The 14,223-nt window shown below is 71.2% G+C and carries 14 protein-coding genes; 4 read left to right on the top strand and 10 right to left on the bottom strand.

Features of this window, described 5'->3' with window-relative positions; translation table 11 throughout:
* Both AB7E03_RS07675 and AB7E03_RS07670 read right to left on the bottom strand, forming a co-directional pair.
* Complete coding sequence (locus tag AB7E03_RS07675) at positions 1-1,533, bottom strand: carboxylesterase/lipase family protein (RefSeq protein WP_489940716.1); 1,533 nt, start codon at positions 1,531-1,533, stop codon at positions 1-3.
* Positions 1,530-1,874, bottom strand: a complete 345-nt coding sequence (locus tag AB7E03_RS07670; RefSeq protein ID WP_441781506.1) for a YciI family protein — start codon at positions 1,872-1,874, stop codon at positions 1,530-1,532. Before AB7E03_RS07670 ends, AB7E03_RS07675 begins: the two co-directional genes overlap by 4 nt.
* Positions 1,875-2,059: 185 nt before the next feature.
* Between AB7E03_RS07670 and AB7E03_RS07665 the strand changes: the two genes are divergently transcribed.
* Positions 2,060-3,007, top strand: coding sequence for a siderophore-interacting protein (locus AB7E03_RS07665; RefSeq protein WP_489940713.1), 948 nt, complete (start codon positions 2,060-2,062; stop codon positions 3,005-3,007).
* A 151-nt stretch (positions 3,008-3,158) separates the two neighbouring features.
* Here AB7E03_RS07665 and lepB read toward each other — a convergent pair whose 3' ends face one another.
* Entirely contained in the window at positions 3,159-3,893 is a 735-nt protein-coding gene (gene lepB / locus AB7E03_RS07660; protein WP_489940711.1) for a signal peptidase I, read from the bottom strand.
* Between the two features lie 206 nt (positions 3,894-4,099).
* Here lepB and AB7E03_RS07655 point away from each other — a divergent pair, with 206 nt between their 5' ends.
* Positions 4,100-5,464: a M23 family metallopeptidase gene (locus AB7E03_RS07655; protein WP_489940709.1), complete on the top strand. Its 1,365-nt coding sequence runs from the start codon at positions 4,100-4,102 to the stop codon at positions 5,462-5,464.
* A gap of 57 nt (positions 5,465-5,521) precedes the next feature.
* Positions 5,522-6,859 (top strand): maltokinase N-terminal cap-like domain-containing protein, encoded by a 1,338-nt coding sequence (locus tag AB7E03_RS07650; RefSeq protein ID WP_489940707.1) that lies wholly within the window; start codon positions 5,522-5,524, stop codon positions 6,857-6,859.
* A gap of 6 nt (positions 6,860-6,865) precedes the next feature.
* Here the strand turns inward: AB7E03_RS07650 and AB7E03_RS07645 are convergent, their stop codons facing one another.
* From AB7E03_RS07645 to paaA, 6 genes are read right to left on the bottom strand one after another with little or no spacing between them, the layout of a single operon-like run.
* Positions 6,866-7,636, bottom strand: coding sequence for an enoyl-CoA hydratase/isomerase family protein (locus AB7E03_RS07645; protein ID WP_489940705.1), 771 nt, complete (start codon positions 7,634-7,636; stop codon positions 6,866-6,868).
* Positions 7,637-7,651: 15 nt separating this feature from the next.
* Positions 7,652-8,740: a 1,2-phenylacetyl-CoA epoxidase subunit PaaE gene (gene paaE / locus AB7E03_RS07640; RefSeq protein WP_489940703.1), complete on the bottom strand. Its 1,089-nt coding sequence runs from the start codon at positions 8,738-8,740 to the stop codon at positions 7,652-7,654.
* A gap of 10 nt (positions 8,741-8,750) precedes the next feature.
* The gene (paaD, locus tag AB7E03_RS07635) at positions 8,751-9,233 is read right to left on the bottom strand and encodes a 1,2-phenylacetyl-CoA epoxidase subunit PaaD (RefSeq protein ID WP_489940701.1); all 483 of its coding nucleotides are present in this window, start codon (positions 9,231-9,233) and stop codon (positions 8,751-8,753) included.
* Positions 9,227-10,093: a 1,2-phenylacetyl-CoA epoxidase subunit PaaC gene (gene paaC / locus AB7E03_RS07630; protein WP_489940699.1), complete on the bottom strand. Its 867-nt coding sequence runs from the start codon at positions 10,091-10,093 to the stop codon at positions 9,227-9,229. The genes paaD and paaC overlap by 7 nt, the downstream gene beginning before the upstream one ends.
* Positions 10,090-10,377 (bottom strand): 1,2-phenylacetyl-CoA epoxidase subunit PaaB, encoded by a 288-nt coding sequence (paaB, locus tag AB7E03_RS07625; protein WP_489940697.1) that lies wholly within the window; start codon positions 10,375-10,377, stop codon positions 10,090-10,092. The genes paaC and paaB overlap by 4 nt, the downstream gene beginning before the upstream one ends.
* Positions 10,374-11,369: a 1,2-phenylacetyl-CoA epoxidase subunit PaaA gene (gene paaA, locus AB7E03_RS07620; RefSeq protein ID WP_489940695.1), complete on the bottom strand. Its 996-nt coding sequence runs from the start codon at positions 11,367-11,369 to the stop codon at positions 10,374-10,376. Before paaA ends, paaB begins: the two co-directional genes overlap by 4 nt.
* An 86-nt stretch (positions 11,370-11,455) precedes the next feature.
* Between paaA and AB7E03_RS07615 the strand changes: the two genes are divergently transcribed.
* Positions 11,456-12,058 carry a TetR/AcrR family transcriptional regulator gene (locus AB7E03_RS07615; RefSeq protein ID WP_489940693.1) on the top strand — a complete coding sequence of 201 codons (603 nt, stop codon included), beginning with the start codon at positions 11,456-11,458 and terminating at the stop codon, positions 12,056-12,058.
* Positions 12,059-12,165: 107 nt separating this feature from the next.
* On the opposite strand, the gene paaZ is transcribed toward AB7E03_RS07615, so the two are convergent.
* On the bottom strand, positions 12,166-14,214 hold the full coding sequence (gene paaZ, locus AB7E03_RS07610) for a phenylacetic acid degradation bifunctional protein PaaZ (protein WP_489940691.1): 2,049 nt from the start codon (positions 14,212-14,214) through the stop codon (positions 12,166-12,168).
* Between the last annotated feature and the right edge of the window lie 9 nt (positions 14,215-14,223).

Below are 14,223 nucleotides of genomic sequence, written 5' to 3'. Positions count from 1 at the left end.
TCAGCCGAAGGTCAGAACCCGCTCGCCCCAGCTCTGCCGAAGCCGACTGTCGAGATCCGGCACCACCCGGTCGTGCCGGTCGATGACGAGGGTCGCCCGCACGGCGGCGTCGTAGGCGGGCCAGTCGTCGCCCGGGATGCCGTCGTGGGCGTACGCGGCCCAACGCGCGCGCATCCGCTCGGAGACGGCGGCAGCATCCCGCCGCCCGCCGAGAAGGAACGACGGATCGCGGGGGAGCGCGCCGAACTCTCCCCAGACGTAGGGCAGGTCGGTGGCGTGCGCCGCCCCGATGCCGCTGAGCCGCAGCAGGGGCGGGGCGAAGTCGAACCGGTAGAGGTGGGTGGGGGCGACGGCGCTGTGACCGGCGGCCGCCCAGAGGGCCGGCATCCGGAACGCGATGTCGGTGGCCACCCGGACGCCTCGGGACGACCGGCGCCCGTCATAGGCGGCCAGCATCCGGTCAGCCGGCGGCAGCGTCACCCCCTGCTCCTGTTCGGCCTGCATCGTGTCGAACATCCGCTGCAGCGCGGGGCGCCGGATGGGCAGCAGCGGCGACCGCATCAGCCGGAACAACGTCGCCTCGTCGCGGTTGGTGCCGATCAGCAGCGGGACGGGAAGACCGCGACTTGCGCTGAGCACCCGGATCGGCGCCTCCGGAAGGAGATCGTCGCCGACCACCGGGGCGAAGGCCAGCATGCCCGGATTCTCGCGCGGGATCTCCGTGTACACCTCGGCTGCCGCATCCACGATCGCATCGACGGGCAGCTCCCGGAGGGCGTCCCCGCCGCCCTGCGCCCTGCCCAGCCGGTCGAGGAAGCGCCGTGCGGCCGTCGCCGACCGCTCGGGCCCGTACATGGAGCCCGCGGGAGGGCTCTGCGCGATCGCCCGGTGGAACAGGCCGGCCGCTGCGGGGGAGGCCAGCAGCGCGGTCACGAGTCCGGCGCCCGCGCTCTGGCCGAAGATCGTCACTGAGGACGGGTCCCCGCCGAACGCGCGGATGTTGTCGCGCACCCACCGCAGCGCAAGCAGCACATCCCGAAGCGCGAGGTTCGTCTCGGCGCCGTCGACGCCGGCCGAGCGCAGGTCGAGGAACCCGAGCGCTCCCAGGCGGTAGTTGAGGGTGACGATCACCACATCCCCGCTCGTCGCCAACACGTCGCCGCGGTAGATCAGCTGACTGGATGCGCCCAGCGCGTAGGCGCCGCCGTGCAGCCACACCATGACCGGCCTCGCGCCGCTCGCGGGCGGATCGCCCGACGGGCGGACGACGTTGAGGAACAGGCAGTCCTCATCCATGCGCGCGGCGCCGTCCGGCCCGAGCGGGACCGCCGGGTTGGGCCGCTGCGGAGCCGCCGGCCCGAACTCGTCGGCGTCGGCGATCCCGCTCCACGACGCCGCCGGCACCGGCGCACGCCAGCGGAGGGGGCCGGTGGGCGGTTCGCCGTAGCGGATACCGCGCCATGCGGCGACGCGGCCGTCGTCACGGCCGCGGACCGCGCCCGCTGCCGTGACGACGACCGGTCGACCGTTCACGCCGGGGAGGTCTCCTCCCACTGCATGAACGGGCGCAGCTCGAGCTGGCCGTTGCGCGCCATGGGGTGCCGGGAGGCGATGTCGATGGCCTCTTCCAGGCTGTCGACCTCGAGGATGTCGAAGCCGCAGATCCACTCCTTCGTCTCGGCGAAGGGCCCGTCGGTGACGTACCGCTTGCCGTCGCGGACGCGCACGACGCGCGACTCGGTCGGCGCCTGCAGCACCTCCCCGATCACGCGCTTCCCCGACGCGTCGAGCTCGTCCACCCAGACGTTGACATCGGACTCATCGGACTCGGTGTCCCGCTGGGTGTCGGTGACCACGAACATCATGTACTTCATCGTTCTGTCCTTTCGATCGCGAACGCTTCATCCGGACGTCGAACAGGACGGCCCCTCTTCGACATTCTGTCCCGGATGCTCTCCGGGGTGAAGGTTTCAGCCGATCGACAGGCGGCTCACGAGGAGGTTAGTGTAGCCTTACCTTAGTTCCCGACCCCGTTTCCGACTCCGCCCGGAAGGCCGCCGTGACGATCATCGCCCCGACCCCCACCCAGCGCCCGAGGCCCGCCTACCGGCCGTACCGCGCCACTGTGGACCGGATCCAGCGACTGAGTCCGCACTTCACCCGGGTCACGTTCCGCTGCGACGACTTCGAGCATTTCGGGACGGAATGCATGGATCAGCGCATCAAGCTCCTGTTCCCGCTCGCCGACGGCACCTTCGGCGACCTCGGGCTCGACGACGAAGAGGCGCTGCTCGCCGGCGACTGGTACGAACGCTGGCGCGCCCTGCCGGACCATCGCCGCAACCCCTTCCGCACCTACACGGCGCGCGCGATCGACACGGAGGGCTGCCGGCTCGACGTGGACTTCGTCGTCCACGGCGACGGTGGTCCGGCCGCACGATGGCTCCTCGGCGCGGGAGCGGGCGACGAGGTCGTCATCATCGGTCCGGATGCGCGCAGCCCCCACCGCGGGGTCGGCATCGACTGGCGCCCCGGGGATGCGCGCGAGCTGCTGCTCGTCGGTGACGAGACGGCTGCGCCTGCCATCGCATCCATTCTCGAGTCGCTTCCGGAGGGACGCCGCGCGCGTGCCTTCATCGAGGTGCCCTCGCCGGAGGATGCGCTCCCGCTGCGGACGTCGGACGAGGTCACGGCTACGTGGCTGCCCCGCGGCGTCGCCCATCCCGGAGCCGTGCTGCTGCCCGCCGTGCAGCGGTGGCTCACCGGCAACGCGCCCATCGTCGCGGCCGCTGCAGCTGCGGGGTCGCAGAGCCTCGACGAGGTGGATGTGGACCGCGACATCCTCTGGGAGAGTTCGGAGGGCGCACACACGGGCTTTTACGCGTGGATCGCAGGGGAGTCGGCTGCGGTCAAGACCCTGCGACGCCTGCTGGTGCGTGAGCACGGTATCGACCGCTCCCGCGTCGCGTTCATGGGCTACTGGCGTCTCGGCCGCTCCGAAAACTGACCTGTTTTCAGGACTGCCTCCGCGGCGAGGTGCGAGTAGTTGTCGCTATTCGGGCGTGAAAGGCGCAAGAACCTGCCCCTCGGCGGCGTGCGTCGGCGCTGTGTCCTGAATACAGGACGGGCGGAGCGCGTCCTGGGAGAGAGGGACGGGGCTACTTGTCCTCGCGCTCGACGCCGCGGAACACATCCGGGTAGTCGTCGAGCCACGACCAGTGGCTGACCGGCCAGCTGATCACGAACGCCTTGCCCACGACGTCCGAGAGTGGGACGAATCCCTTGCCCGGGTCTTCCATGTGGTAGCGGGAGTCGGCCGAGTTGTAACGGTTGTCGCCCATGACCCAGACGGACCCCGCAGGCACGGTGACGTCGAAGGACTTCTCCGACACCGCCTGAACCCCCGCGGGCAGCAGCACGTACGGCTCCTTGAGCGGGACGCCGTTGACGCTCAGCTGACCGAGCGCGTTGCAGCAGCTGATGTGGTCTCCCGGCAGCCCGATCAGACGCTTCACCAGGTGCTGATCGGAGTCGGACGCACCAAGACCGACGAAGTCGAGAACAGCCCCGACGCCCTGCTGGAAAGCGTTGCCGGTCTCCGGAGGGGCGGGCGGCAGCCATCCGCCCGGATCCTTGAAGACGACGACATCGCCGCGCTGCAGACCGAAGACCTTCGGCTGGAGCTCGTTCACGATGATGCGATCGTTGATCTGGAGCGTGTTCTCCATCGACCCGGAGGGGATGTAGAACGAGCGGGCGACGAACGTCTTGATCAGGAACGACACCAGCACCGCGACCACGAAGATGACCACCACATCGCGCAGCAGCGTCTTCCAGCTGGACGTGCGCCGGGCGGCTCGGCGCGGGCGCGCGGTGGCAGTACTGTCGGTCACAATCTCACACCGTAACGTGCCGAGGCTGTGAGCCGCATCCAACCTCGTTCGGGTGTCTTGCTCGCTGCGGCGCGCGGTGAGAACATCTCAGTAAGGCTGCCAGCACGTGCTGTCAGCCCGTTTGCATTATGCGGAGATCGCTCGCAGGACACAGGACGGCGACGCGGCCCACGGGGTTGCGCCTGGCTCCCGCGTGGGCGGTGCTCGTGCTCGTCGCGGGTAGCCTTCTGGGCGTTCCGCAGGCCGCCGTAGCCGACGAGTGCACCGCGGCGTGCGCCCCGTCGGTCGTCGACGGCTCGGGCGATCCGGGCGCAGGATTGGGCGCAGGGGAGAAGGGGACGCCCGCTCCGACGCCGACGCCCGATCCGACACCCACGCCCGACCCGACGCCGACGCCAGATCCGACACCCACGCCGGACCCGACTCCAGCACCCACACCGACTCCCACACCCACGCCCACGCCCACACCGACGCCGACTCCCACCCCGACGCCGCCGACACCGCAGCCTCCCGCCCCACAGCCTCCCGCCCCGGCCCCGGCACCCTCGGACGAGATCACCCTCTCCGCGCCCGACCTGCCGGAGTTCCCGGAGACCGACCCGGCCGACCTGGCCCAGGCGGCTCAGCTCGCCAGCGACCTCGCGACCGCACAGGAGCAGCTCGCCGAAGCGAACGACGAATCGGTGAGCGTCCAGCGCGAGCGCGACCGCGCACAGGCCGCCGCCGACGCGCTCCAGAAGCAGGCCGACGCCGCGCAGAAGCGGGCCACGGAGGCGGCGGCCTTCGCGACGGCCCTCATCCGCTCCTCCGGAACCCGTCTGCTGACGCAGGATCCGGTGAGCGCCGCCCTGCAGGGCCCCGGCGACCTGCTGACCAAGCTGGGGGCGGCAGACCGGCTGTCCGCGCTGTCCGCCTCTCGCGACACCGCGATCCGTGCGGCCTCGGCGCAGCGGAAGACGGCCAGATCGCTGGCGGAGAAGGCGCAGGGCGCGGCGGATGCGGTTGCAGCCATCGACGTGGAGAGCAGCCAGCAGGCCGTGTTGGCCGCCCAGGACCAGGTCAACGCCGCCTCGGCGGCGCTCGCCGCAGCGCCAACGGTCATCGAGGCGGGCTCGAACTGGCAGGTGCTCACCTCCGACCCGGCGCTGGTGGCGAGCGGATGGGCGCTGCCGGTTCACGGCTCCCTGACCGACGTCTTCGGACCCCGCCCCTCCCGCCCGCTCGGGACCGACCCGTTCCACCCCGGCGACGATCTCGGCGCCGCATGTGGAACGACGATCTATGCGGCCGCTTCCGGCACGGTGGAGCGGGCGGGCCCGTTCAGCGGCTACGGCAACTTCATCCTCATCGACCACGGCGGCGGCGTCGAGACGGCGTACGGGCACATCCGTGACGGAGGCCTGGGCGTGACGGTCGGCCAGCAGGTCGTGGCGGGTCAGCCGATCGCGCAGGTGGGCTCCACGGGCCTCTCCACGGGGTGCCACCTGCACTTCGAGGTGCGCGTCAACGGCCTCCAGATCGACCCGCAACCGTTCATGGCGGCCCGCGGGGTGGTGCTCGGAATCCGCTGATCCTCTGGATTCCCTGGACCCCGCCCGCAAACGCCGGAGCGGGCGTACGGTTCAGGCATGACGGAACTCACGGAGCTGGTCGGGACGTGGATGCGACGCCAGCGGTGGTATTCGACGAAGAATGTCGAGCCGCGCCTTCGACTGCTTGCCTCGTTCGACGTAGAACCGGCGGAAGCAGACGTCCGGATCGTCACGCACTTCTTCTGCGACGACGCGCCGCGCACGCCGCGCGTCTACCAGGTGCCCGTGGTGGCCCGGACGAGCCGCGACGGCGATGAGGCCGCGCTGATCGGCGAGGCGGGCGGCCGGTTCCTGTACGACGGGCCCACCGAGGAGGCCTACGTCGCCGCGCTGGTGCAGCTGATGACCGGCGAGGACCAGGCGGAAGGCCGCGACGCGCACGCGCAGGGCCACACGCTCGGCGAGCGGCTGACGGTCCGGTCGTCCCGCCGGCTGACGGGCGAACAGTCCAACACCTCCATCGTCGGTGAGCTGGAGGACGGCCGCCCTGCCCTCATCAAGGTCTTCCGCGTGGTGCAGGACGGCGAGAACCCGGACGTCTCGACGCTGGCCGCGCTCACTGCCGGCGGCTCGCGGCGCACCCCGTCGCTGCTCGGCTGGCTGACCGGGCGCTGGCCGACCGCCGACGGCGGAACCGCATCCGGGGAGCTCGCCCTCATGCAGGACTTCCTGCCCGGGTCGGAGGACGGCTGGGAGCTGGCCGTCAGTGCCGCGGAGGCGGGCGAGGACTTCACCGAGCGCGCCTTCCTGCTGGGAGCAGGGACCGCCGAACTGCACCGGTCGATGGCGCAGGTGCTGCCGACGAAACGCGCGTCGAAGGAGGATGTGGCGCTCGCCCTCGACGGCATGTTCCGGCGGCTGACGGTCACCACGACCGAGGTGCCGGAGGTCGAGAAGCTGCGGGCGGGGATCGCGGCTGTGTACGAGGAGGCGGCCGCAGCGCCGCTCCCGGTGCTGCAGCGCATCCACGGCGATCTGCACCTGGGCCAGGTGCTGTACTCGCCGGAGCGCGGGTGGCAGTTCATCGACTTCGAGGGCGAGCCGCTCCGTCCGCTCTCCGAGCGGGCGATACCGGACGCGACCATGCGGGACGTCGCCGGGATGCTGCGCTCCTTCGACTACGTCGCAGGCTCCTTGGCGCGCCGCGAGCCGCCCGTCGACGCGAGCGCGTGGGCGACCGATGCGCGGAAGGCATACCTCGAGGGCTACGCCTCGGTCGCCGGCTCCGAGGTCGAGGACTTCCAGCAGCTGTTGGATGCGTTCGAGCTCGACAAGGCGGTGTACGAGATCGCCTACGAGGCCCGGCACCGCCCGGCGTGGATCCCCATCCCGCTCGCGGCCGTGCAGCGGCTGCTGGCGACGCGCGTCGGCTGAGGCGGGTCAGCGGCCGGTGAAGCCCGGCTTCCGCTTCTCCTGGAAGGCGCGGAAGCCTTCGCGGTAGTCGGCGGTGTCGCGCAGCCGCGCTTGCGCGGCGTTCTCTGCCTCCACCGAGGCCCAGAGGCCGAGGGAGCCGTCGCGGAGGCCGGCCACGATGCGCTTGCTCGCCAGGAACGCCGCAGTGGCACCGGATGCTGCGGCCGAGGCAGCCGCATCCACGTCGTCCTGAAGAGAGGAGGCGGGGACCGCGCGCGAGAACAGGCCGCCGGCGACCGCCTCGACACCGGACAGGAGTCGCCCCGAGTAGATCAGGTCGAGCGCCCGGTGCGGGCCGAGGCGCGAGACCAGGAGCCAGTGGCCGCCCGAGTCGAGGGCGGCGCCGAGGGCTGCGAACGGGGAACCGACCTTCGCATCCTCGGCCACATAGACCACATCGGTCGCGACGAGCAGGCCCAGCCCCACCCCCAGCGCTGCGCCCTGCGCGGCGGCGAAGGTCGGCGCGGGGAACGCGGCGATCCGCCGGAGGAGCGGCGTGACCAGACCATCGAGGTAGCCGGTCACGTCATCTGTCGCGGGGTCAACGCCCGCGATGTCGCGGCCTGCGCAGAACGCGCGCCCCTCGCCGCGCAGCACCAGAGCGCGCACACCGTCGCGCTCGGCCTCCTCGTACGCGGCGTCGAGCGCGCGCAGGTCGTCGGGCCCGAGGGCGTTCAGCCGCTCGGGCGCGTTCAACGTGACACGGGCGATCCCGTCGGCGATGTCCAGTTCGATCACTGCGGCCTCCGCGGATCAGACGTCGTAGTCGACCACGACGCGGTCGGTCAGGGGATGGGACTGGCAGGTGAGCACGTAGCCGCGCTCCAGCTCCTCGGGCTCCAGCGCGTAGTTCTCCGTCATCCGCACGTCGCCCGAGACCAGGCGTGCACGGCAGGTGCCGCACACGCCGCCGGTGCAGGCGAATGGGACGTCCGGGCGCACCCGCAGGGCCGCGTTCAGCACCGACTCGTTCGCATCCACCGGGGTGGTCACGCTCGAGGAGAGGCCGTCCAGGGTGAAGTCGATGCGGGCGGTGCGCTCGCCGTCGTGCACGATCACCGGCCGGCCGATGTCGCCGCGCGGCTCGGTCGGCTCGCCCGTGGTGAACAGCTCGAAGTGGATGCGAGACCGCTCCACGCCGTATCCCTCCAGCACGTCGCGGCACAGTTGCACCAGCTCGAACGGTCCGCAGAGGAACCACTCGTCGACGGTATCCGGCGGTATGAGCGCATCCAGCATCCTGTGCAGGCGCTCCTCGTCGATGCGGCCGGACAGCAGCGGCGCGGACCGCTGCTCGCGCGAGAGGACATGATGGAGGGCCAGGCGCGAGGGGTAGCGGTCCTTCAGGTCGGCGAGCTCCTCCAGGAACATCACGTCGATCGCCGTGCGGTTCGTGTACACGAGGGTGACGCGCGACGTAGTGGACCCGGCAAGGATGCCGGAGGCGAGCGCCATCAGCGGGGTGATGCCGGAGCCGGCGGCGATCCCGACGATGTGGCGGCCCTCGATCCGGTCCGGCGCGAGGGTGAAGGTGCCCTGCGGGCTCATCACATCGATCACGTCGCCGGGGCGGAGTTCGCTGGTCGCCCAGCTGGAGAAGGCGCCGCCGAGGTCGCGTTTGATGGCGACGCTGATCCGGCCGGGCGTCGGCGGACGGCAGAGCGAGTAGCTGCGGCGCAGCTCCCGGCCGCCGACGTGCGCGCGGAGCGCCACGTGCTGCCCGGGCAGGTAGTCGTACTCGCCGTGCAGGTCCTCCGGCACCGCGAAGGTCACCTCGACGCTCGCCGAGGTGAGCGGCCGCACCTCGGCGACCGCGAGCGAGTGGAACCGTGCCCGCGCCATCAGCCGACGCTCACAGCGGCTTGAAGTGGTCGAACGGCTCGCCGCAGCCGTTGCAGACGAACAGCGCCTTGCACGAGGTGGAACCGAAGTGGGCGACCTCGCGGGTGTCGAGCGAGTCGCAGTGGGGACACTTCACCGAGAGGCGGAGGCGCACCGAGCCCGCGGCCGACGGCGGCGCGATGCCGTAGTCGCGGAGGGCGGAGCGGCCCTCGGCGCTGATCCAGTCGGTCGTCCAGGCGGGCGACAGGGACAGGTGGACGCGCACCTCGCCGAAGCCGGCGGAGCTCAGGGCGCGGACCACATCCTCGCGGATCGCATCCATCGCCGGGCAGCCCGAGTACGTCGGCGTGATGACCACGTCGACCCCGTCGTCGGTCACGGTCACCGCGCGCAGCACGCCCAGGTCGTCGATGCTGACGACCGGCACCTCCGGATCGACGACGGACGCCGCGGCCGACCAGGCCCGCGCGGCCTCCGCGTGGTGCGTCACCACGATGCCCCCGGGTGCTGGCGTGCGAGCACCTGCAGCTCGGCGAGGAGCGGGGCGAGGTGCTCGGAGTGCCGTCCGCGTCGTCCGCCGCCGGCCGCATGGAAGGCGGTCGGAAGCTCGAGCTGCGCCTCGGCGAGCACGGGTGCGATGTCGACGTCGAACGGCTCGCGGAGGGTCGATGGGCGCGGGGCGATGCCGTCCAGCGCATCCAGAAGCGGCTCGGCGCCGGTCGAGTCGTCGGTCGAGTCGTCGGAGAACAGTTCATCGACGTACGGCCAGACGTCCTCCAGCGCGCGGAGGGTGCGGCGGCGTGACTCGTCGGTGCCGAGCGCGAGGCGCAGCATCCACTGGTCGGCGTGATCCCGGTGGTAATCGACCTCCTTCACCGCCTTCGCGGCGACCCCGGCCAGCACCGGATCGGAGGAGAGTCGCAGTCGGCCGTACAGCGCGAACAGATAGTGGGCGGCAGCGAACTGGCGGACGATCGTATGCGCGAAGTCGCCGTTCGGCTGCTCGAACAGGTGAGCGGACCGGAAGCCGCCCTCCTCGCGCCAGTACGCCAGGTCATCCTCGGTGCGGCCGGTCGCCGAGCCGGCGTAGCGGAGCAGGGAACGGGCGTGGCCGAGCAGGTCGAGCGCGATGTTCGCTAGCGCCACATCCTCCTCAAGCTCCGGTGCGCGGGTGATCCACTGCCCCAGCCGCTGGGCCAGGATCAGGGAGTCGTCGCCCAGCCACAGCGCGTACTCGGCGACCTCGGGGGAGGCGGGAGCAGTGCCGGAGACGAACTCGTCGGAGAGGATGACGGCGCTGAGCTCCACGTGGCCGTGGCCGTGGTCGTCGTCGAGGTCTGTCGCATCCGTCACAGGTGCTTCACCCCCTCGGCTGCGGTGTAGTAGGTCGCGTGGCGGAAGTTCTTGCGCTCGGGCGAGGTGAAGAACGCGTCCTTCGCATCCGGGTCGCTCGCGGTGATGAGGTCAGAGCGGACCACCCAGATCGAGACGCCCTCGCTGCGGCGGGTGTACAGGTCGCGCGCGTTGCGGAGGGCGAGTTCTTCGTCGGGGGCGTGCAGCGAGCCGACGTGCACATGACTGAGGCCTCGGGATGCACGCACGAACACCTCCCAGAGCGGCCACTGCCCGGCGGTCATGCGACGGCTCCTGCGGTCTCGGCGGCCCGGGCGGCTTCGTTCTTGGCGGCCGCATACGCAGCAGCGGCCTCGCGCACCCAGCGTCCTTCTTCGTGCGCCTCCCGCCGGCGCTGCAGTCGCTGTGCGTTGCAGGCGCCGCGTCCCGCGATGACCTCCTGAAGCTCGCTCCAGTCGATCGGGCCCAGGTCGTACGCCTGGCGCTCCTCGTTCCAGCGCAGGTCCGGGTCGGGCAGGGTGACGCCGAGGGCCTCCGCCTGCGGGACCAGCATGCCGACGAAACGCTGACGCAGCTCGTCGTTCGAGAACCGCTTGATGTGCCAGGCCATGGAGCGGGCCGAGTTGGGGGAGTCCGCATCCGGCGGCCCGAACATCATCAGCGACGGCCAGTACCAGCGGTCCACCGCATCCTGAGCCATCCGCTGCTGCTCGGGGGTGCCGCGCATGAGCGAGAGCAGGATCTCGAACCCCTGCCGCTGATGGAACGACTCCTCCTTGCAGATGCGGACCATCGCCCGCCCGTACGGCGCGTACGAGCAGCGGCAGAGCGGCACCTGGTTGCAGATGGCGGCGCCGTCGACGAGCCAGCCGATGGCTCCGATGTCGGCCCAGCTGAGGGTGGGGTAGTTGAAGATCGAGGAGTACTTCGCGCGGCCGGACAGCAGCTGCTCGGTCAACTCGTCGCGGGTGATGTCGAGGGTCTCGGTGGCGGAGTAGAGGTAGAGCCCGTGGCCCGCCTCGTCCTGCACCTTCGCCATCAGGATGGCCTTGCGCTTGAGGCTCGGAGCTCGCGTGATCCAGTTGGCCTCCGGCTGCATCCCGATTATCTCGGAGTGCGCGTGCTGCGACATCTGCCGGATCAGGGTGCGGCGGTAGTCGTCGGGCATCCAGTCGCGCGGCTCGACGCGGGAGTCGGCGGCGATGAGCTCGTCGAAGCGCGCTCGGCCGGCGGCGGCTGCGTCGGCGTCGGTGTCGAGTTCCGTTGCGGTGGTCATCGTCGACCCTCCAGTCACTGATCACTAACTTACTGATCGTTCGTTCAGTATATCCGCACGCGGGGGCTGCATGCCAGACTGGGCGGGTGACCGAGACCGTCGAAGTGGCGAGCACCGAGGCGCTCCGCAGGGGGCGGCCGGGATACGACCAGCGCGGCATCCTCGAAGTGGCGGTCGCCGCCTTCAACGAGCACGGCTACGACGCCACCTCCATCGGGATGCTCGCCGACCGCCTCGGGCTCTCCAAGTCCGCGATCTACCACCACGTCGCCTCCAAGGAGGAGCTGCTGCGGCTCGCCCTCGACGAAGCGCTCGACGGGCTCGAAGGCGTGCTGCGCGCGCCGGACGCGACCACCGGCGCTGCATCCGAACGGCTGGCGTTCGTGCTGCGCGGCGCCGTCCGTGTGCTCGCCGACCGGCTGCCGTATGTGACGCTGCTGCTGCGGGTGCGCGGCAACACCGAGGTGGAGCGCGCCGCGCTCGCGCGTCGCCGCGACTTCGACCACGCCGTCGCGGCCCTCGTCGCCGAGGCGCGCGCCGAAGGCGCGCTGCGCACCGACGCCGACCCGGCCGTCGTCGCGCGCCTCCTGTTCGGAATGATCAACTCGCTCACCGAGTGGTACACCCCCGCCGGCTCGCTGACCGCCGACGATCTCGCCGACACCATCCTTGCGCTCGCCCTCCGCTGACCCGCTTCCCCGGCTCCCAAGCCAACAGCTCCTGAGTTTTTCGGGCGAATCGCCGTTGCGGACGCGAAAAACTCAGGAGCTGTTGGCTTGGGACGGGGGGGACGGGGTTACTTGGCGACGAGGGTGAGGACGTCGTAGGTGGCGACGAGCTCGTCGCGCTGGTTCAGGATGCGCGCATCCCACCGCACCTCGCCGTACGGGTCGGTCTCGCGCGGCGTGATCTGCTTCGCGGTCAGGGCGACGCGGATGCTGTCGCCGGCGACCACGGGCGTCAGGAAGCGCAGATCCTCCAGCCCGTAGTTGGCGAGCACCGGCCCGGGCGCAGGGTCGACGAACAGCCCGGCGGCCCACGACACGAGCAGGTAGCCGTGGGCGACCCGTCCGGGGAAGAACGGATTCGCGGCCGCAGCCTCCTCATCCATGTGCGCGTAGAAGGTGTCGCCGGTGAAGGTCGCGAACGTCTCGATGTCGTCGAGGGTCACGCGACGCGAGCCGGACTGCACCTGGTCGCCGATCCGCAGGGTCGCGAGCGACTTTCGGAAGGGATGCGGCGCCGCAGAGTCGGCCGCAGCACCGGGATGCCACACACCCGTGATCGCCGTGAGCAGGTCGGGCGAGCCCTGCAGGGCCGTCCGCTGCATGTGGTTCAGGACCGCGCGGATCCCGCCGAGCTCTTCGCCGCCGCCCGCTCGCCCCGGTCCGCCGTGGACGAGATGCGGCATCGGCGAGCCGTGGCCGGTGGAGGTGCGCGCGTCATCCCGGTCGAGCACCAGGATGCGGCCGTTGTACGCCGCTGACCCCAGCACGAAGGTGCGTGCGAACGCGGGGTCGTGGGTCGCGACACTCGTCACCAGGGATCCGCCGCCGCGGGCGACCAGCGCCACGGCCTCGTCCGGGCTGCCGTACGCGAGCACGCTGGCGACCGGCCCGAACGCCTCGACGGTATGCGCCTCGGGCGTCCACGCGTCGGCGAAGCGGAGCAGCATCGGTCCGACGAACGCACCCTCGGGTGCCGCGCCGACCGTGCCGTCCGCGTGGGTCACGGTCGGCTGGTCGAGGCCGCCGATCACGAGCTCCCCGCCCGCGGCGACGAGCCGGGAGACCTGACGCAGCACCTCCTCGCGCTGAGTGCGCGAGGCGAGCGGTCCCATCGTGACGCCCTCGGCGCGCGGGTCGCCGAGGACGACGCGGGAGGCGATGCGCTCGCGCACGGCGCCGATCACGTCCTCGACGAGCGGTTCCGGCACGATGGCCCGGCGGATCGCGGTGCACTTCTGTCCGGACTTGGCGGTCACCTCGACCACCAGCCCCTTCACGAACGCGTCGAACTCGGGCGTGCCGGTGACCGCATCCGGCCCCAGCACCGAAGCGTTGATGGAGTCGGTCTCACTGGAGAAGCGCACCCCGCCGGTCTGCACCGAGTCGTGGGCCTTCAGCCGCTCGGCGGTGCTCGCCGACCCGGTGAATGCGACCAGGTCGCCCAGCCGTAGGTTCTCGAACAGGTCGGGCACCGACCCGCTCACCAGCTGCAGGGCGCCGGTGGGCAACAGCCCGGATTCCACCATGATCCGCACCGCCGCCTCGGCCACGAACGCCGTCGGCGTCGCGGGCTTCACGAGCGTCGGCATGCCCGCCAGGAACGACGGTGCCAGCTTCTCGAGCATCCCCCAGACCGGGAAGTTGAACGCGTTGATCTGCACCGCGACGCCCGGGAGACGGGTGTAGACGTGACGGCCGAGGAAGCTGCCGTCCTTCGACAGCTGCTCCGCCGGGCCGTCGAGCACCACCTGCGCGTTGGGCAGCTCGCGGCGGCCCTTCGACCCGTAGGTGAACATGGCGCCGATGCCGCCGTCGACGTCGATCCAGGCGTCGGCCCGGGTCGCTCCCGACTGGGCCGAGAGCTCGTACAGCTCGTCCTTGCGCTCGGTCAGGGCCTGCGCGAGCCCCTTCAGCAGCAGCGCACGCTGGTGGAAGGTCAGCTCGCCGAGTGAGCGCTGGCCGACCGAGCGCGCGTGGTCGAGGGCGCCGGCGAGGTCGAGCCCTGCAGTGCTGACGCGGGTCAGCAGTGCGCCGGTGGAGGCATCCAGCACCTCCGCGGCGCCGTCTTCGGTCTCGGGCGTCCACCATTCGTCGCGAACGTAGCTGGGCAGGATCATCGGTGACCT

Source organism: Leifsonia sp. RCC_180 (genome assembly GCF_058138205.1).
The sequence above is the reverse complement of the archived record's forward strand: the minus strand, read 5'-3'. Positions and strand labels throughout refer to the sequence as shown.

What these genes read in the sequence shown, in the direction of transcription:
- AB7E03_RS07670 (WP_441781506.1), bottom strand. Translation starts at nt 1,874, where the DNA reads ATGAAGTACATGATGTTCGTGGTCACCGACACCCAGCGGGACACCGAG.
- AB7E03_RS07650 (WP_489940707.1), top strand. Translation starts at nt 5,522, where the DNA reads ATGACGGAACTCACGGAGCTGGTCGGGACGTGGATGCGACGCCAGCGG.
- paaA (WP_489940695.1), bottom strand. Translation starts at nt 11,369, where the DNA reads ATGACCACCGCAACGGAACTCGACACCGACGCCGACGCAGCCGCCGCC.
- paaE (WP_489940703.1), bottom strand. Translation starts at nt 8,740, where the DNA reads ATGGCGCGGGCACGGTTCCACTCGCTCGCGGTCGCCGAGGTGCGGCCG.
- paaZ (WP_489940691.1), bottom strand. Translation starts at nt 14,214, where the DNA reads ATGATCCTGCCCAGCTACGTTCGCGACGAATGGTGGACGCCCGAGACC.
- paaB (WP_489940697.1), bottom strand. Translation starts at nt 10,377, where the DNA reads ATGACCGCCGGGCAGTGGCCGCTCTGGGAGGTGTTCGTGCGTGCATCC.